Source organism: Novilysobacter longmucuonensis, from assembly GCF_046600735.1.
In the GTDB taxonomy this organism is placed as follows: Bacteria; Pseudomonadota; Gammaproteobacteria; order Xanthomonadales; family Xanthomonadaceae; genus Novilysobacter_A; species Novilysobacter_A longmucuonensis.
Window position 1 is genome coordinate 390,170 of the sequence record NZ_JBJMAW010000002.1, and the last position, 16,786, is coordinate 406,955.

Here is a 16,786-nt window from a genome sequence, read left to right on the forward strand (position 1 = left end):
GCGGCGCAAGCGCTCAATCGGTCGTGCCCAGGGGCGCACGGGCACCGGCTACCGCCGGCGTGATCGCAACGCGGATGCGAAGCCGGTTGCCCGGGTCCTCCGGCAGGCGCGAGCGGTACTTGCCGCCCTTGTAAACGTAGTCGACGTCATAGGCGATCGGCCGGCGGAACTGGCGCTCCACCGGTACCGAGCGGCAGTTGGCGACGGACTCCTCGAGCGGCTGTCCGTCGCGGCTCAGTGCCTCGCGGACCACACCGACGACCCGTGACAGCCGCGAGTCGTCCTCGCTGCGCGGACGCGGCGACTGGTCGCACTGTTCTTCCATGCGGGTCGCGGTCAGGGTCTGGTACACCGGCGACACGCGCAGCACCTGCGCATAATCGAAACGAACGTTCTCGACCTGCAGCACAGTGGTGTCCTGCGCCCACGCCGGCCCGGTCGCAATGGCCAACAGCAAGCTCGGCAGTAGCAGGGCAATGCGGGACATGGGATCCGCAGTCGGGTCGGTCCCGGGATTGTAGGGGCAGTGCGGCCGCCCGGGCCTGAATCTTGCCTGTCATGCCCGGTGGACGGCGATAGAATGGCGTGAACCCTCGCCGTGCCGCCCATGAGCCTGCAGCTTTTCAACAGCCTGACCCGCCGGGTCGAAGCCTTTACGCCTGCCGACCCGGCCCGCGCCACGATGTACTTGTGCGGCCCCACGGTCTACAACTACGTGCACATTGGCAATGCGCGCGGCCCGGTGGTGTTCGGGGTGTTGGCCGAGCTGCTGCGTCGCCGGTTCGGCACGGTGAGCTACGCCCGCAACGTCACCGACGTCGATGACAAGATCAACGCCGCCGCGCGCGAGCAGGGCGTGCCGATTTCGACCATCACTGACCGCTTTGCCGCCGCCTATCGCGAGGACATGGCCGCGCTCGGCGCTTCGCCGCCGGACCTCGAGCCCGAGGCGACCGGCCATATCGCCCAGATCGTGGCGATGATCGAGCGGCTGATCGCATCCGGCCACGCCTACGCCGCACAAGGCCATGTGCTGTTCGCGGTCGCCAGCTTCGCCGACTACGGCAAGCTTTCGCGGCGCGATACCGACGAGATGCTGGCCGGCGCGCGGGTCGAGGTGGCGCCGTACAAGCGCGACCCGGGTGATTTCGTGCTGTGGAAACCCTCGACCGACGATCTCCCCGGCTGGGACTCGCCGTGGGGCCGCGGCCGGCCGGGCTGGCATATCGAGTGCTCGGCGATGGCCGCCGCGCACCTGGGCGAGACCATCGACATCCATGCCGGCGGGGTCGACCTGCAGTTCCCGCACCACGAAAACGAGATCGCGCAGAGCGAGTGCGCCCACGGCGGTCGGCCGTTCGCGCGCTTCTGGCTGCACAACGGCATGCTCAACTTCGGCGGCGCCAAGATGTCCAAGTCGGTAGGCAACATCGAGAAGGTGCACGACCTGGTGCGTGCCCACCCGCCGGAGGCCCTGCGCTACGCCCTGCTGTCGGCGCACTACCGGCAGCCATTGGAGTGGTCCGATAGCCTGATCGAACAGAGCGTGCGCACCCTGGACCGGTTGTACGGCACGCTGCGGGACCTGGCCGATGTCGAGGCCACCGCTTCCATCCCGGCCGGCATCGAGGCGACGCTCGATGACGACCTCAACACGCCGCAGGCACTGGCCGAGATCGCGCGTATTGCCGGCGAGGCGCGCAAGGCCGGCTCGCCCGGCGACCGTACCGGGCTGAAGTCCGAACTGCTCGGTGCGGGCCTCGCACTGGGCCTGCTGCAGCAGGACCCGGCGGCCTGGTTCGCACGCGGTGCGGACGCGGGCGACGGTGGCCGCATCCAGGCGCTGGTCGATGAACGTGCCGCCGCGAAGCAGGCCCGCGATTTCGCGCGCGCCGATGCGATCCGTGCGCAGCTCGCCGGCGAAGGCATTCTGCTGGAAGACACGGCGCAGGGAGTACGCTGGCGTCGCGCCTCGGCGTGAGCGCCGCTGTCCAGTCGTAGGGTGGGCACGTTTTCTGTGCCCACCACCCGCGGCGGCGACAGGCACGAAAAGCGTACCCATGCATCGACAAGATCCTGAAAGGATGGAAGTGACCGACACCCCGTTCCCGCTCGAACCCACCCCGCTCGAGGCACAGGCCGCGATCCGCGAAGAGTTCGCCTTCTTCGGCGACTGGTCCGAGCGCTACCAGTACCTGATCGACCTCGGTCGCAAGCTGCCCGACCTGCCGGGCGAATGGAAGACCGACGAGCACCGCCTGCACGGTTGCCAGTCGATGGTGTGGATCGTCGTGCAGGGCGATGCCGACCGACTCGACTTCCACGCGATCAGCGACTCGGCGATCGTATCGGGCCTGATCTATCTTGCGCTGCGGGTGTACTCGGGCCGTAGCGCGGCCGAGATCGTACAGACGCAGGCCGACTACATCGCCGAGATCGGCTTGGCCAAGCACCTGTCGCCGACGCGCAGCAACGGCCTGACCGCCCTGCTCGGCTTTATCCAGGACCAGGCGCGGCAGCGGTCATGACGATCGCGGCGGCCCCGCGCACGGCCCTCGTAGGGCGGGCACGTCGTTTGCGCCCACCGGCCGGTGGCAGCAGCTGACGGGCCCACAAAGCGCGTCCCGCCTGTGAGTACCCCACGAAAAAGCCCCGCGATGCGGGGCCTGTTCCTAGCAGAGACGACTTAGCGGAGACTACGTAGCGAAGACGGCTTGATCGATCAGTCGCCCATCTGCTTCTGCAAGTGCTCCCAACGCTCCTGCGCGTCAATCGAGCGCTCAGCGGTGAGGCGGGCTTCGAGGCGGTCCAGGCCGATCTCCTCGCCGGTCTCGGCGCAGAACCCGTAGTCGCCGCTGTCCACCCGCTTGAGCGTGCTGTCGATCTTGCTGATCAGCTTGCGATAGCGGTCGCGGGTGCGCAGCTCCAGCGAGTTCTCGGTTTCGCGCGTGGCGCGCTCGGCTTCGTCCCCGACATCACGCACTTCGTCCTTGAGGTTCTCGATGGTCTGCTTGGATTCCTCGACCAGATCGGCCCGCCACTTCAGCAAACGCTGGCGGAAGTACTCCAACTGCAAGGGGCTCATGTATTCCTCGTCCGGGCTCGGCTTGTAGCCGGCGGGGAGGATCGGACGCCCGGTGGCGTCGTCGGTCTTGTAGGGCACGACTTTCACCTTGCCTTTCGGCGCAGGTGCCTGCGATTTTGCGGCAACCGCCACCGCCACCTTGCCGACCGGACGCTTGACCGGGGCGAGGGGCGAGGCTGCTACGGGTTTCTGGGCCGACTGCGCCCGGCTTTCGGACTTGGCCGAAGCGGACCTGGCGGCAGCGGAGGTTTTTTTCGATCCCGAAGCAACCGGCTCGGCCTTGCTGGCCGGACGTGCGGCCGGCTTCTTTACCGCTTGCGGTTTGGAAGCGGACTTTTCGGCCTTGGACGCTGGCTTGCTGCCCGGTTTGCTGTTGGGTTTGGAGGGCGATTTCGACACAGCGCTGGACTTGCGGGCTGCAGCCTTGGCTGGCACGGCCTTCCTGGCGGGCGATCTGGTGGCGGCGGCCTTTTTTGCGGCGCTGGAGTTCTTTGCAGCCGGCGCCTTGGTGGCCGTCTTGACCGGCGCCCGGGTGGCCTGCTTGTTCGCGGCCTTGGCTGGAGACGACTTGCCGGCCGGCTTTTTTGCCGCGATCTTCTTGGCTGCCGGCTTTTTCGCAGTGGCTTTCTTGGCGGGCGCGGCTTTCCTGGCCGCGGCCTTTTTGGTCGCTGGCTTCTTCGCCGCGACTGCCTTCGTCGAGGCTGCCTTCGTCAAGGATTTCTTCGCCGGCGCAGCCTTCTTGGTCGCGACTTTCTTGGCCACCGGCTTGCTGGCCGCCGATTTCCCGGCCGCAGGCTTCCTGGCGGCGCTCTTGCTGGCCGACTGGATGATTTTCTTGGCGGCCTTGGCGGCCTTCTTTGCAAGTTTCTTCACTGCCACGGGCGGCATGTCCTTTTTGTTCCCTTGTGAGGGGAAAGCGCGCTGTTATACCCTGCCCCGGCACTCGCGGCAACCGCGCCGGACCCCTCGTGGGGTTTACCGCCCCGCGTCGGTCCCGCCCCTGAGGCGCGCCATGCGCCCGGCGGATCGGTGATCGACCGGACACCCGGCCGCGCATGATGGGCCGCACGCATGAAGGTATCGTGATCGATCGACTGCTCATCGCCGTACTGCGCGCCTACAAGCGCTGGATTAGCCCGCTGCTGGGGCCGCGCTGCCGTTTCCATCCGAGCTGTTCGGAGTACGCCATGCAGGCGATCGCGCGTTTCGGCGCGCCCAAGGGCGCCTGGCTGGCCTTGCGGCGGATCCTGCGTTGCCATCCACTGCACCCTGGCGGACACGATCCGGTGCCGTCACCAGAATCGTCTCCACGATCGCCGCCGCGCTAATCCCTTCCCCCGCCCCCATCCCACAACGAGGCCCGACGCCGATGTCCCATACCCTGATCGTCAATGCCCGCCTGGTCAACGAAGGCCGTGAATTCGACGGCGACCTGCGCATCGAGAACGGCCGCATCGCGCAGATCGGGAGCGGCCTGTCGGCGCGTGCCAACGAGGCGGTGGTCGATGCCGCCGGCCGCCGCCTGCTGCCGGGCATGATCGATGACCAGGTGCATTTCCGCGAGCCGGGCATGGAGCACAAGGCCGACATGGCGACCGAATCGGCCGCCGCGGTGGCCGGCGGGCTGACCACCTTCATGGACATGCCCAATACCAGCCCGCCGACGCTCGATGCGCAGGCGCTGGAAGACAAGTACCGCCGCGCCGCCGGGCGCGTCTGGGGCAACCATGGGTTCTACCTGGGCACCAGCACCGGCAACCTGGAGGCGATCCAGCGGCTGGATCCGCGCAGCGCGCCGGGGGTCAAGGTGTTCATGGGCGCTTCGACCGGCAACATGCTGGTCGACGACCCGGAGGTGCTCGATGCGGTGTTCCGCGACGTGCCGACGCCGATCATCACCCATTGCGAAGACACCCCGATGATCGAGGCCGAAACCGCCCGCTACAAGGCAAAGTACGGCGACGACATCCCGGCCGAATGCCATCCCGACATCCGCTCGCGGCAGGCTTGCCTGAAGTCTACCGAGCTGGCGCTGTCGCTGGCGCGCCGGCACGGCACCCGCCTGCACGTGCTGCACATCTCCACCGCCGACGAGCTCGCCCTGTTCGAGACCGGCCCGCTGATCCGCGCCGACGGCAGCCGCAAGCAGATCACCGCCGAGACCTGCATCCACTTCCTGCGCTTCGACCGCGGCGACTACGCTTCGCTCGGCCATCTCATCAAATGCAATCCGGCCATCAAGGATCCGGCCGATCGCGAAGCGTTGATCCGCGCCGTGGCCGAAGACACCATCGACGTGCTCGCAACCGACCACGCGCCGCATCTGCTGGAGGAGAAGGAGCGTCCATACACGTCGGCGCCCAGCGGTCTGCCGCTGGTGCAATACGCGCTCAATGCCGCGCTGGAGCTGGTGCACGAGGGCCGGCTGACGACCGCGCAGGTGGTGCAGAAGTTCGCGCACGCACCAGCGCAGCTGTTCGATGTCGAGGGGCGGGGCTTCCTGCGCGAGGGCTATGCGGCCGACCTGGTGCTGATCGACGATGCGCCGTTCACGGTGCGGCGCGAGGACGTGCTCTCCAAGTGCGGCTGGTCGCCCTTCGAGGGCCGCACGTTCCACTCGCGGATCGCCTCGACCTGGGTCAACGGCGTGCTGGCCTGGGACGGCAGCCAGCTGGTCGGCGGGCCGGGCGGGCAGCGCCTGGTGTTCGCACGATGAGCCAGGGATGGGCCGGGCCACTCCGGCTTGCCGCCTGCTCGATGGTGCTTGCGATGGCGACCGCATGCGCCGCCGGTGCGCAGGCGCGCCCGCCAGTGCTGCCGGAGGCCGCGCGGCCCATCGCGGCACCGGTAGAGACCAGCGTGGTGCCGGAATCGGTCCCGCAGGGCGGATTGGTGATCGGCCGGACCACGCCGGATGCGATCGTCGAATACGGCGGCCGGCGGCTGCATGTTACGCCGTACGGCAGCTTCGTGTTCGGCGCCGGCCGCGATGCCAGCGGACCGCTGCTGCTCCGCATCACACCTCCCGGCGGTAGCGCCCTCACCCACCGCGTGGCCGTGACGCCGCGCGACTGGCCGATCGAACGCGTCGATGGGGTGCCGCCGAAAACGGTCGATCCGCCGCCGGCGATCGCCGCACGGATCGCACGCGAGCAGGCCGAGGTCACCGCCGCGCGCGAGCGCGACGACCCCCGCACCGACTTCGCGCAGGCCTTCATCTGGCCGGTGGAAGGTCGCATCAGCGGCCGCTTCGGCAACCAGCGCATCTACAACGGCACGCCGGGTTCGGCGCACTCGGGCATGGACATCGCCGCCCCAGCCGGCGCCGAGGTCAAGGCGCCGGCCGCGGGCGTGATCACGTTCGCCCGGCCGGACCTGTACCTGACCGGCGGCACGGTGCTGCTCGACCACGGCCACGGCATCAGCTCGAACTTCCTGCACCTGTCGCGGCTGGACGTGCAGGTCGGCGAGCGCATCGAGCAGGGCCAGGTGATCGGCGCGGTCGGCGCCACCGGCCGCGCGACCGGGCCGCACCTGCACTGGGGCATGAACTGGCTGGCGACCCGCATCGACCCGCTGCTGGTGCTGGAACGCACCCGCTGAGGTAGAGCCGGGCTTGCTCGGCTGTCTTCACCCGTCGAAAGCACCGTAGCAACTGTGTTGATCAGGCAACCACAGGCGGTTGTCTCTTCGAGTCGCACAGGCGGGCATTCAGGATGACCAGCAGTTTGCGCATCACCGCGACGATGGCGACTTTGGCGGGCTTCCCGCGGGTACGCAGGCCTTGGTAGAAGTCGCGTAACCGGGGTTGGTAGCGCATCGCCGACAACGCCGCCATGTACAGCGCAGTGCGTACGCTGTCGCGGCCACCCCAGATCATTCGCTTGCCGCTCATCGTGCCGCTGTCGCGGGACATCGGGGCAACGCCGACCAGCTTGGCAATGGCCTTGCCGTCGACGTGCCCCAGTTCGGGCAATTGACAGGTCAAGGTCGCCAGCAACACCGGGCCTACGCCCTTGACGGCCCGCAACGTGGACAGGGCCGGCTGGGTATCAAGCTGCTGCCGGATCTGCGCGTCCAATGTGGCCAGGGTGCGCGTCAGTGCGTCGATATGGCGCTGCGTCAGGCGACGCAACGTGGGGTCGGTCAGCGCCTCCAGCCGCTGGCGTTCGCTGACCCGCATCTGCACCACGTGGCTGCGTCGCAGTATCCATTCGGCCAACCGGCGCTGCGCCGCGCTGCGGGGCTGGTAGCGCCAGTGGCAGGGCCTGGGCCATGTGCGCCAGCACCCGCGCATCCAGGCGGTCGGTCTTGGCCAGTTGGCCGGTGGCCTTGGCGAAGTCCCGAGCCTGACGTGGGTTGATCCGGACCATCGGCAGTCCGACCTGAAACAACGCATCCAGGGCCGCCTGCTCGTAGCCGCCGGTCGCTTCCAGCACCACCTGCTGCGGCTGCAGGGTCAACAGCCACTTCGCCAGACCCCGCCATGGCGGCGATATTGGCCACGCTGCGGGTTTCCCCGGTTTCATGAACCACCACATCCAACGTGGCCTTGCTGACATCGATTCCGATTCCGCCGTGCATGGGCATGCTCCGTTACGCTAAAGGGGTCGAGAGCAACTCCCTGGCTAGCCCAGCCTTATCGATACGAGCGGTTGTTCCAGCAACTGTTCGGGCGTATCAGGGAGATTCCGGCGTGGGGACCCTGCTACGGCACGGTCGCAAGACCAAGAGCGGATCGGCGCCCACGCCGGCTCTCGACACCTACGGTCGCAGAAGTCGAACAGATAAGAGCGGAGCTTGCTGGGCTGCCTTTCACCCGTCAGAACCCACTGTAGAGCCGAGCTTAAATGCAGCGGAGCAAGCTCCGCTCTACGCGGCGCGGCCTAGGACGACACGTGCTGCGGCATGGCGGCATGCACGCCGGTGGCGCGGGTGCCGGTGACCCGGTCGCGGCCGGCGGCCTTGCTCGCGTACAACGCGGCGTCGGCGCGTTCGAGCAGGCTTTCGGGCGACTCGCCCGGCATCAGCTGCGCCACGCCCAGGCTTAGCGAAGCGTCCAGCAACTCGCTGTCGATCGACAGCGGCCGGCAGTTCACCGCCGAACGCAGGTTCTCGGCCATGCCTACCGCTTCGGCCAGGTCGGTGTCGGGCAGGACCACGATCATCTCGTCGCCGCCGAAACGCCCCATCTGGTCGTAGGTGCGCAGCCGGTTGCGGGTGCGCATCGCGATGATGCGCAGGCACTGGTCGCCGACCCGGTGACCGTACACATCGTTGATCTGCTTGAACCGGTCGATGTCGAAGAACACCACCGACAGCGGCCGGTCCAGCCGGTGAGCGTCGGCGACCGCGCCCTTGAGGTGTTCCTCGATCACGCTGCGCGAGGTCGCCCCGGTCAGCGTGTCGTAGGACGCCATCCGGCTGGCCTGGTCGCGGTCGCGTCGCAGCTGCTGCATCTTGTCGGCCAGGCCGACGGTCAGCACCAGCGCGGCGATCGCCAGGCCCGACGGGAACGCGTAATCGACCCATGCCGGGTTGAGCCACAGTTCCAGCCGCTCACCGAGGCGCAGGCTCACCAGCGCCAGCAGTGGCAGCCAGGCCACCACCACGAACCAGGCGGCGCGCTGGCCGCGCAGCGCCCCGTGCACGCCGCCGGCGAACAGCAGGCCACCGACCAGCAGGATCAACAGGTTGCACAGCAGCGGCACGACGCCGGACACCGAGATCAGTGTCAGCACCACCAGCACCGCGGCGGCGATGTTGCAGCGCTTGAGCAGCTTGTGCAGCCGCGGCTGACGGTCGCCCAGTTCCAGGTAATGACCGAGGAACGCCACGCTGGTGATCAACGCGCCCAGCGCGAACAATTGGCTGATCCGCGGATCGCTGCCGAGCAGTTCGGCCACCCAGGGCAGCCCGCGCAGTTCGCCGCCGATGCTGACCATGTAACAGAGCTGCGACAACAGGGTCAGCATCAGGAAACCGTAGCTGCGCTCGCCGATGGCGACCCAGAACCCGAACGCGAGGACCGCCAGCACCAGCAGCGTGGTCAGCACCGCGGCGCGCAGGGCGACATACCTCAGGTCCTCGCGATGCACCTGGGCCAACGGGTCGATCGAGACGCGGATCGGCCGGGGCGTACTGGTGGCGATGCGGAGGTGGACGTGCTCGCCTGCCGCCAGCCCGTCCAGCGGCGTCAGCAGCGCGCGCGTGGAGAAGCGGTCGTCGGCATCCGCCCCCATCAGTGCGCTGCTCCGGGGAATGACCTCGCCCGGCGGCCACACCTCTACCCGCGCCAGGTGCGGCGAATGCAGGACCAGATGCGGCATGGCCTCCGCTGGCACCGGTTGCAGCGCCGTCAGGCGCCACCAGCGCGCGGTGCGGCCCGCCCCGTCGATCGTGTTGGCAGGCGTGGCGGTCGCGACGAACTGTTGGTCGAATTCGCCCGCCAGCACGCGCGCGGGCACCGGATCGGCATCGAGCCGGGCGATGCTGAACGCCTGCTCCACGTTGGCCGATCTGCTGGTCGGTCCGCTTGCCGACACGTCCGCCGACAAGCCCGCCACTCCGAGCGGCAACGACATCACGGCCAGCAGTGCGAACGCCCGCCACCACCGACGCAAGGGTCTCCCCATAACCCGATCCGGTTTCCGTGCCCGTCCAGAGCATAGCTGAACGCCGCCTGGGTGTGACCCGCAGCACAGAACTCCCAATCAACCGTCCGTCGGGCCAGATCCGCGGCCAGCCGGGTGCGATCAGCCGTGGGCGGGGCCGGTGCCGCTGACCGTCGCCACCGCATCGTGCGGGTGCAGGCTTTCGTAGTGCTCGACGTCGGCGGCGAAGCGTTCGATCCGCGGATCGCTCGACAGCACCGCGGCGACACGCCGCGCGGCGTCCTCGCAGAACATCAGGTTGGCGGCGTTGAGGCGGGCGAAAGCCTGCTCGTCCTCGCGCTTGACCGCGGTCTGCACCGGGGTCCCGAGAGCGTGCTCGAGGGCGTCGATCAGCGCCGTCAGCGGCAATTCGTCGAACTGCGGCCGCAGTTCGACGCGTACATCGGCGCGGCTGCGCTGCGCATGCGGCGTCGCGGCCAGGCCACGCTCGGAGGCGAGCCAGTCGCTGACCACGCCGGTCGACAGCGGCCGCGCGGCGGCGAAGTCCTCGCTGAAGCGCTCGGCATTGATCTGCCGCGACAGCGCGGCGGAGGCCGGGCAGGTGCTGGAATATTCGACCGAAAACCGCAGCGCCAGCCGCAGGTGGCCGTCCGCGAGGCTCGCATCGATCTCGACCGGGTAGCGCTTCCAGCCCGCGTTGCCGCTGGCCAGGGCCGGGCGCAGCAGCATCTGGTCGTAGCGCAGCGCCAGGCGGGCCTGCGAGGAGAGCCCGGCCTGCGAATCGATCAGCGACTGCAGTACCCGGCGCAGGCCGGCTGGGCTCACCACTTCGCTGACGAAGGCGTCCTGCAAGCGCAGGTACAGGCGTGACATGTGGATGCCACGGGCGTCGGCATCGGCCAGGTCGACCGACACGTCGACCGAGGCCGCCACCTGCAGCGATTCGCCGCCAGCCGATGCGATCCGCAGCGGCAGCGCGATGTTGGCCATGCCGACCCAGTCGAGCGGGCGTGCCGCGGCGGCGGCGTCGGAAGCCACGTCGGGCAGTTGGCGGGGGGCGGTGGGTTGGGTCACGGCAATAGAGATAAGGGCAGCGCGGGCGATCGCAATATGGCCATTCTACCGGGCCGCGCTTTGGGCCCTTCGACAGCAGGCGAAACGCTGCGTTACGTGGCCCCGTGTTGGCTGGCACGTCGTTTTGGGCCCACCTTTCCGGCCACGAGCATGAGGGCACAAGACGTGGGCAGACATGCTTTCTCGTGTCCAGCTTCCTCGGTCGCCGGGCCTGGACATCGTGGGCACAGAAGACGAGCCAGCCCTACACGGGGCTCGCGCGATCCCTGCCTACCCCCGTGCGGCGCGCCACGCCACCCGCAATGCGGTCCAGTGCGATAACGGCCGTGCCGCGTCGCTCCGCTCCAGTCGCCCACGCGCCAGCGCCGCCCAGATCCGGCGCACCCGTGGCGCGCCGGTCGCATCCGGCCAACGCTGACGCAGTTGCGCCGCCCACAGCGCGCGCGGATCGCCCTCGGCGGTTTGCACGGTCGCGCTGAGCGGCAGATGCGCATCCCCGCCCAGCATGCAGCGCGATTGCAGCAGCACCGCGCTGACCAGCGCGGCATCGCCGCTCGACGCGTCGGGGCGGCCCGCGCCGAACAATGCGGCATCGACCGCGGCAACGGCTTCTGCGAAAGCTCGCAGGGTCGCGAGTACCTCGTCGTCATCGCTGGCGCGCTCGCGACTGGCCTGCAAGGCGGGCAGGCTCATCGCCAGCGCCGCCCACGGCGCGGGTTGCCGATGCAACGCCAGGCCCAGCGGATGACGACGCGCGCCGCGCGCCCAGCCGCGCAATTCCTCCTGCCACCACGCCAGCTTGGCCGCGCCCGGTTGCGGATCGCTGCCGCCCCAGGCCGCATCGGTGAGTTCCTGCTGCAACGCGGCCCAGGCCAGCGCGAGCTCGCGCTGCGCGCGCGGCACGAACACCTCGGCCACCATCCACTCAGGCCAGCGCGCGCGCCACTTGTCGATGAAACTCGCCAGCGCCTCGAAGTCGCTCATCAATCCCACCTCGGTAGGGCGGGTTTCAACCCGCCGCTTCTGCACGTGACGCCGACGCCGCTATTGGGCGGGTTGAAACCCGCCCTACGGCTGCGGCCCGATGGCGAGACCGAGCAGCTCCTGCGGCGTGTCGATCAGCACGTCGCCGCGCCACGCGAACGGGTCGTCCTCGCTCAACCGGTATCCCCACAGCGCGACCACCGAGCGCATGCCGGCACCGCGCGCAGCGACGATATCGCGCTCGTCGTCGCCGACATAGATGCAGTCGGCCGGCGCGATGCCGATACGCTCGGCCGCCACCGTCAACGGCAGCGGGTCTGGCTTGCGAACCGCCAGGGTGTCGCCGCCGATCAGCACCGCGCAGCGGCTCTGCCAGCCCAGCAGGGGCAGCAGCTGGCTGGCCAGGTATTCGGGCTTGTTGGTGACGATGCCCCAGACGCAACCGGCCGCTTCCAACCGCGCCAGCAGGGGTTCGACGCCCTCGAACGGCCCACCGTGACGGCCCAGTTCACGCTCATAGCAGTCCAGGAACGCCGGCACCCAGGTCTCGCGCTCGGCCGCATCGGCCTTTGGAAACGCCGCACCGAGCATCGCCCGCGCGCCCTTGGACACGTGGGGCCGCAATTCGGCCAGGATCATCGGCGGCGTGCCACGGTCGGCGCGCATGCAATTGATCGCGGCGAGCATGTCGGGCGCGCTGTCGAGCAGGGTGCCGTCGAGGTCGAACAGCACCGCTTTGGGGAAGGTCATGCGCTGGGGTTCGCTCATTGGTGCGGGGTGCGGGGTGCGGGGTGCGTGACTCGGGTAAGGCTAAGTTTCCTGTTCCCTGTTCCCTGTTCCCTGTTCCCTGTTCCCTGTTCCCTGTTTCCTATTCCCTACTCTCCATTTCCGGCTTCACCGCACACGCTAGGTAGTTCACCTCGGTCCGTGAGGTCAGCCGCGCGGCATTGCGCCAGGGCTCGTACATCAGGCCGCTGACGTCCTCGAGCCGTAGACCCGCCGCGCGCAGCCACGCGGCAAGCTCGGACGGCTTGATGAAATCGCGGTACTGGTGGGTGCCCTTGGGCAGCAGGCGGGCGATGTACTCGGCGCCGACGATCGCCAGGGCGAAGGCCGCCGGAGTGCGGTTGAGGGTCGACAGGAACAGCTTGCCGCCTGGCTTCAGCAACGTGGCGCAGGCATCGATGATCGCGCCGGGGTCGGGCACGTGTTCGAGCATCTCCATGCAGGTGATCGCGTCGAAGGCCGCCGGCATCTCCGCAGCCAACGATTCCACCGACTGCAGCCGGTAGTCGACCTCGACACCGGTCTCCAGCCCGTGCAGACGGGCGACCTTGACCAGTTCCGGCGCCAGGTCGATCGCGCTGACCTGCGCGCCCTCGCCCGCCAGCGCCTCGCTGAGCAGCCCACCGCCGCAGCCGACGTCCAGCACCCGCGCACCTTGCAACGGCATGCGCTGGGCGACGTAAGCCAGCCGCGGCGGGTTCAGCGCGTGCAGCGCCTTTTGCGGCCCTTGCGGATCCCACCAGCGGTGGGCGAGCGCGCCGAACTTGTCGAGCTCGGCCTGGGTGAAGTTGTCGGTCATGCCGCAAGTCTACCGCGCTGCAGGAGCGGCTTTAGCCGCGATGCGTGGGCCGCTCGGGTTCGCGGCTGGAGCCGCTCCTGCAGGCCTGCGGGGGTTACAGGCGGACGGTTGCGATGCGCTCGCGCCACTGCCGCGCATTGGCGATCACGGCGGCCGCGTCCATGTCGACCAGTTCGCGCTCGCGCAGCTTCGCCTGGCCGGCGATCCACACATCGCTGACCTGGTGCCGACCGGTCGCGTAGACCAGTTGCGAGATCACGTGATGCAGCGGCTGGGTTTCGAGCTGACCCAGGTCGACGCAGGCAAGGTCGGCGGCCTTGCCGACCTCGATCGAGCCGATCCGTGCATCCAGGCCCATCGCCCGGGCGCCGCCCAGCGTGGCCGCGCGCAGTGCACTGGCGCTGTCGAGCGCGGTGGTGTCCTGCGCCACCGCTTTGGCCAGCAACGCCGCGGTGCGGGTCTCGCCGAACATGTCCAGGTCGTTGTTGCTGGCGCAGCCATCGGTCCCGATCGCCAGGTTCACCCCGGCGCGCTGCAGGGCACCGGCGCGGCAGAAACCCGAGCCGAGCTTGAGGTTGGACTCGGGGCAATGCACCACGCTGACGCCGCGCTGCGCGCACAGCTCGATCTCCGCGTCGGTGAGCTGGGTCATGTGCACCGCGATCAGGCGGTCGTTGACCAGTCCGAGCCGGTCCAGCCGCGCCAGCGGGCGCTGGCCGTGGTCGCGCAGCGAGTCGGCGACCTCCCCCGCGGTCTCGTGCGTATGCAGGTGCACCGGCACATCGAGCTGGTCGGCCAGCATGCGGATGCGCTCGAAGCTCGCATCCGACACCGTGTACGGCGCATGCGGCACGAACGCGGTGGCCACCAGCGCATCGTCACGCCACTGGTCGTGGACCTCGGCGGCGCGGTCGAAATACTCGTCGTCGGTCTTGGCCCACGCGGTCGGGAAATCGATCACCGGCAGGCCGACCCGCGCGCGGAAACCGTGGCGCTTGTAGACCGCCGCCTGCACGTCGGGAAAAAAGTAGTTCTCGTTGGCGCAGGTGGTGCCGCCGCGCAGCATCTCGGCGATCGCCAGTACCACACCGTCGGCGACGAACTCCGGGCCCATCATTGCGCCCTCGACCGGCCAGATGTGGCCCTGCAGCCACTCCATCAGCGGCAGGTCGTCGGCAATGCCGCGCAGCAGCGTCATCGGGTTGTGCGTGTGGGCGTTGACCAGGCCCGGGATCAATGCCGCCTCGGGCCGCGCGACCAGATCCTTCGGGCGGAACCGGGCATGCGCCTGCTTGGTCGGCAGTACCGCCACGATCACCCCGTCGGTCACCATGACTGCGTGATCGGCCAGGACCACGCCATGCGGCTCGACCGGCACCACCCAGCCCGCTTCGATCATCAGGTCGCAGGGCTGGAGTGGCGTGTCGGTGGTCATGGGGCTCTCTGGGTTGTGGTCCGGTCAGGTGCTGATCATGCAAATTCTGCCGTCATTCCGGTGTAGGCGGAGGTCAGACGCCAAGTGGCCATCGCCACGGGCCAATGTACTCGGCCCTGGATCCCCGCCTTCGCGGGGATGACGGAATGGCAAAGCCGTGCGCGAGGCGCACGGGGCATTCCGTCACTTCACGCGGCTGACGTATTCGCCGGAACGGGTGTCGACCTTGACGACCTCGTCCTGGTTGACGAACAGCGGCACGCGCACGACCGCACCGGTTTCCAGGGTGGCCGGCTTGCCGCCGCCGCCGGAGGTGTCGCCACGCACGCCCGGGTCGGTCTCGGTGATCTTCAGCTCGACGAAATTGGGCGGCTGGACCGCGATCGGGGTGCCGTTCCACAGCGTGACCACGCAGTCCTCTTCCCCTTTCAGGAACTTGTGGGCATCGCCGACGCCGGCCTTGTCGGCCTGCACCTGCTCGAAGTTGTCCGGATCCATGAAGTGCCAGTACTCGCCATCGGCGTACAGGAAGCGCATGTCGGTGTCGACCACATCGGCCACTTCCAGCGAATCGGTGGCTTTCATGGTCAGCTCGACCACGCGGCCGGACTTGATGAAGCGGTACTTGATGCGGGTGAACGCCTGGCCCTTGCCCGGCTTGACGTACTCGGTATCGGTGATGACGCACGGCTCGCCATTGACGATGATTTTCATCCCGTTCTTGACGTCGTTCATGCCATAGCTGGCCATTGTGGAACTCCTGCAGATAAAAGCGGTGGATCGCCGGTGCCTGTACGGTGGGGCGCGCAGCGGTGAAGGCTAGAATGTCGGCCCGCACCGCGCCGGAAGATCGCAACGCGAGCGGAACCGCAGCCAGGCAGATCAGTCGCGCATGATACCCGCAGCCCCCATTGCCACGCAGCACGCTCCGGCGCAGCACGCCCCTGTACAGCCGCGCTGGCAGCAATTGTGGCGGGACGCCGTGCGCGACCCGCGCGAGTTGCTGGCGCTGCTGGGCTTGGGCCAGGTCGCGATGGGGATATCCGATGCCGCCGCCGCGCAGTTCCCGCTACGGGTGCCCCGCGGGTTCGTCGCGCGCATGCGCCGCAGCGATCCGGCCGACCCGCTACTGCGACAAGTGCTGCCGCTGGACGACGAACTGCGTCCGATCCCGGGTTTCAGCCTGGACGCGGTCGGCGACAGCGCCGCCAAGGCCGCCGACGGAGTGATCCGCAAGTACCACGGCCGCGCGCTGCTGGTGAGCACCGGCAGCTGCGCGGTGCATTGCCGCTACTGTTTCCGGCGTCACTTCCCGTATGCCGAGGAAAGCGCCGCGGCGGCCGGCTGGCGCGGCGCGATCGACCTGATCGGCGCCGATGCGAGCATCGAGGAGGTGATCCTGTCCGGCGGCGACCCCTGGTCCCTGGCGACGGCCAAGCTGGCCGAGCTGACCGATGCACTGGCGGCGGTGCCGCATCTGAAGCGGCTGCGCATCCATACCCGGCTGCCGGTGGTGCTGCCCGAGCGCATCGACCGGGCGCTGCTGGACTGGCTGGCGCATCTGCCGTGGCCGGTCACCGTGGTGCTGCACGCCAATCACGCGGCCGAATTCGACGCATCGGTCGATGCCGCCCTGGCGCAGCTGCGCGCCGCGGGGGCCACCCTGCTCAACCAGGCCGTGCTGCTGGCGGGCGTCAACGACTCGGTCGATGCGCTGGCCGCGCTCAGCGAGCGCGGCTTCGAGGCCGGGGTGCTGCCCTACTACCTGCATCAGCTCGATCGCGTGCAGGGCGCCGCGCATTTCGAGGTACCCGATGAGCAGGCCCGGCGCCTGCACGCCGGGTTGGCCGCGCGCCTGTCGGGCTATCTGGTGCCGAAACTGGTGCGCGAGGTCGCCGGCGACAGCGGCAAGCGTCCGCTGTGAAACCGCTGCGGCCGGCGTTGGAGAACCGCTGAAAAGCTGACGCAGACCTCTGCCGTGCGTGGCGCTTGTCGCAAGTCGCCAGACG

General features: G+C 68.8%; 15 protein-coding genes and 1 pseudogene. 6 read left to right on the forward strand and 10 right to left on the reverse strand.

Translation table 11 applies throughout. The features are described 5' to 3' along the window. Window positions 1–13 precede the first annotated feature (13 nt). Complete coding sequence (locus ACJQWM_RS03825; protein WP_332701756.1) at window positions 14–487, reverse strand: hypothetical protein; 474 nt, start codon at window positions 485–487, stop codon at window positions 14–16. A 120-nt stretch (window positions 488–607) separates the two neighbouring features. On the opposite strand from ACJQWM_RS03825, the gene cysS reads away from it, so the two are divergent. Next, on the forward strand, window positions 608–1,981 hold the full coding sequence (gene cysS, locus ACJQWM_RS03830; protein WP_332701754.1) for a cysteine--tRNA ligase: 1,374 nt from the start codon (window positions 608–610) through the stop codon (window positions 1,979–1,981). A gap of 109 nt (window positions 1,982–2,090) precedes the next feature. Then, window positions 2,091–2,528: a SufE family protein gene (locus tag ACJQWM_RS03835; RefSeq protein WP_332702095.1), complete on the forward strand. Its 438-nt coding sequence runs from the start codon at window positions 2,091–2,093 to the stop codon at window positions 2,526–2,528. Between the two features lie 194 nt (window positions 2,529–2,722). Here the strand turns inward: ACJQWM_RS03835 and dksA are convergent, their stop codons facing one another. Beyond that, on the reverse strand, window positions 2,723–3,964 hold the full coding sequence (dksA, locus tag ACJQWM_RS03840; RefSeq protein ID WP_332702093.1) for an RNA polymerase-binding protein DksA: 1,242 nt from the start codon (window positions 3,962–3,964) through the stop codon (window positions 2,723–2,725). 179 nt (window positions 3,965–4,143) lie between these two features. On the opposite strand from dksA, the gene yidD reads away from it, so the two are divergent. From yidD to ACJQWM_RS03855, 3 genes are read left to right on the forward strand one after another with little or no spacing between them, the layout of a single operon-like run. Further along, window positions 4,144–4,413, forward strand: coding sequence for a membrane protein insertion efficiency factor YidD (gene yidD, locus ACJQWM_RS03845; protein ID WP_332702091.1), 270 nt, complete (start codon window positions 4,144–4,146; stop codon window positions 4,411–4,413). Window positions 4,414–4,454: 41 nt separating this feature from the next. Then, a complete protein-coding gene (locus ACJQWM_RS03850; RefSeq protein WP_332701752.1) occupies window positions 4,455–5,801 on the forward strand; it encodes a dihydroorotase in 1,347 nt (448 codons plus the stop codon). Window positions 5,802–5,854: 53 nt separating this feature from the next. Continuing rightward, complete coding sequence (locus tag ACJQWM_RS03855) at window positions 5,855–6,688, forward strand: M23 family metallopeptidase (RefSeq protein ID WP_411306681.1); 834 nt, start codon at window positions 5,855–5,857, stop codon at window positions 6,686–6,688. 61 nt (window positions 6,689–6,749) lie between these two features. Here the strand turns inward: ACJQWM_RS03855 and ACJQWM_RS03860 are convergent. The 8 genes and pseudogenes from ACJQWM_RS03860 to efp form a co-directional block, all read right to left on the reverse strand. Then, window positions 6,750–7,669: pseudogene (locus ACJQWM_RS03860) on the reverse strand (IS110 family RNA-guided transposase). Between the two features lie 302 nt (window positions 7,670–7,971). Further along, window positions 7,972–9,708 carry a GGDEF domain-containing protein gene (locus ACJQWM_RS03865; RefSeq protein WP_332701750.1) on the reverse strand — a complete coding sequence of 579 codons (1,737 nt, stop codon included), beginning with the start codon at window positions 9,706–9,708 and terminating at the stop codon, window positions 7,972–7,974. 132 nt (window positions 9,709–9,840) lie between these two features. Beyond that, window positions 9,841–10,773, reverse strand: coding sequence for a GTP cyclohydrolase FolE2 (gene folE2 / locus ACJQWM_RS03870; protein WP_332701748.1), 933 nt, complete (start codon window positions 10,771–10,773; stop codon window positions 9,841–9,843). A gap of 270 nt (window positions 10,774–11,043) precedes the next feature. Then, on the reverse strand, window positions 11,044–11,757 hold the full coding sequence (locus ACJQWM_RS03875) for an isoprenoid biosynthesis enzyme family protein (RefSeq protein WP_332701746.1): 714 nt from the start codon (window positions 11,755–11,757) through the stop codon (window positions 11,044–11,046). 84 nt (window positions 11,758–11,841) lie between these two features. Beyond that, complete coding sequence (locus tag ACJQWM_RS03880) at window positions 11,842–12,525, reverse strand: phosphoglycolate phosphatase (RefSeq protein ID WP_332701744.1); 684 nt, start codon at window positions 12,523–12,525, stop codon at window positions 11,842–11,844. A 100-nt stretch (window positions 12,526–12,625) separates the two neighbouring features. Continuing rightward, window positions 12,626–13,342, reverse strand: a complete 717-nt coding sequence (ubiG, locus tag ACJQWM_RS03885) for a bifunctional 2-polyprenyl-6-hydroxyphenol methylase/3-demethylubiquinol 3-O-methyltransferase UbiG (RefSeq protein WP_332701742.1) — start codon at window positions 13,340–13,342, stop codon at window positions 12,626–12,628. Window positions 13,343–13,436: 94 nt separating this feature from the next. Next, window positions 13,437–14,777 (reverse strand): TRZ/ATZ family hydrolase, encoded by a 1,341-nt coding sequence (locus ACJQWM_RS03890; protein WP_332701740.1) that lies wholly within the window; start codon window positions 14,775–14,777, stop codon window positions 13,437–13,439. A 183-nt stretch (window positions 14,778–14,960) separates the two neighbouring features. Beyond that, window positions 14,961–15,527: an elongation factor P gene (efp, locus tag ACJQWM_RS03895; RefSeq protein WP_332701738.1), complete on the reverse strand. Its 567-nt coding sequence runs from the start codon at window positions 15,525–15,527 to the stop codon at window positions 14,961–14,963. A 142-nt stretch (window positions 15,528–15,669) separates the two neighbouring features. On the opposite strand from efp, the gene epmB reads away from it, so the two are divergent. Then, window positions 15,670–16,701 carry an EF-P beta-lysylation protein EpmB gene (epmB, locus tag ACJQWM_RS03900; protein WP_332701736.1) on the forward strand — a complete coding sequence of 344 codons (1,032 nt, stop codon included), beginning with the start codon at window positions 15,670–15,672 and terminating at the stop codon, window positions 16,699–16,701. Window positions 16,702–16,786: the final 85 nt, after the last annotated feature.

What these genes read in the sequence shown, in the direction of transcription:
- ACJQWM_RS03850 (WP_332701752.1), top strand. Translation starts at nt 4,455, where the DNA reads ATGTCCCATACCCTGATCGTCAATGCCCGCCTGGTCAACGAAGGCCGT.
- ACJQWM_RS03825 (WP_332701756.1), bottom strand. Translation starts at nt 487, where the DNA reads ATGTCCCGCATTGCCCTGCTACTGCCGAGCTTGCTGTTGGCCATTGCG.
- efp (WP_332701738.1), bottom strand. Translation starts at nt 15,527, where the DNA reads ATGGCCAGCTATGGCATGAACGACGTCAAGAACGGGATGAAAATCATC.
- cysS (WP_332701754.1), top strand. Translation starts at nt 608, where the DNA reads ATGAGCCTGCAGCTTTTCAACAGCCTGACCCGCCGGGTCGAAGCCTTT.
- ACJQWM_RS03890 (WP_332701740.1), bottom strand. Translation starts at nt 14,777, where the DNA reads ATGACCACCGACACGCCACTCCAGCCCTGCGACCTGATGATCGAAGCG.
- ACJQWM_RS03875 (WP_332701746.1), bottom strand. Translation starts at nt 11,757, where the DNA reads ATGAGCGACTTCGAGGCGCTGGCGAGTTTCATCGACAAGTGGCGCGCG.
- ACJQWM_RS03880 (WP_332701744.1), bottom strand. Translation starts at nt 12,525, where the DNA reads ATGAGCGAACCCCAGCGCATGACCTTCCCCAAAGCGGTGCTGTTCGAC.
- epmB (WP_332701736.1), top strand. Translation starts at nt 15,670, where the DNA reads ATGATACCCGCAGCCCCCATTGCCACGCAGCACGCTCCGGCGCAGCAC.
- ubiG (WP_332701742.1), bottom strand. Translation starts at nt 13,342, where the DNA reads ATGACCGACAACTTCACCCAGGCCGAGCTCGACAAGTTCGGCGCGCTC.
- ACJQWM_RS03855 (WP_411306681.1), top strand. Translation starts at nt 5,855, where the DNA reads ATGGCGACCGCATGCGCCGCCGGTGCGCAGGCGCGCCCGCCAGTGCTG.
- yidD (WP_332702091.1), top strand. Translation starts at nt 4,144, where the DNA reads ATGGGCCGCACGCATGAAGGTATCGTGATCGATCGACTGCTCATCGCC.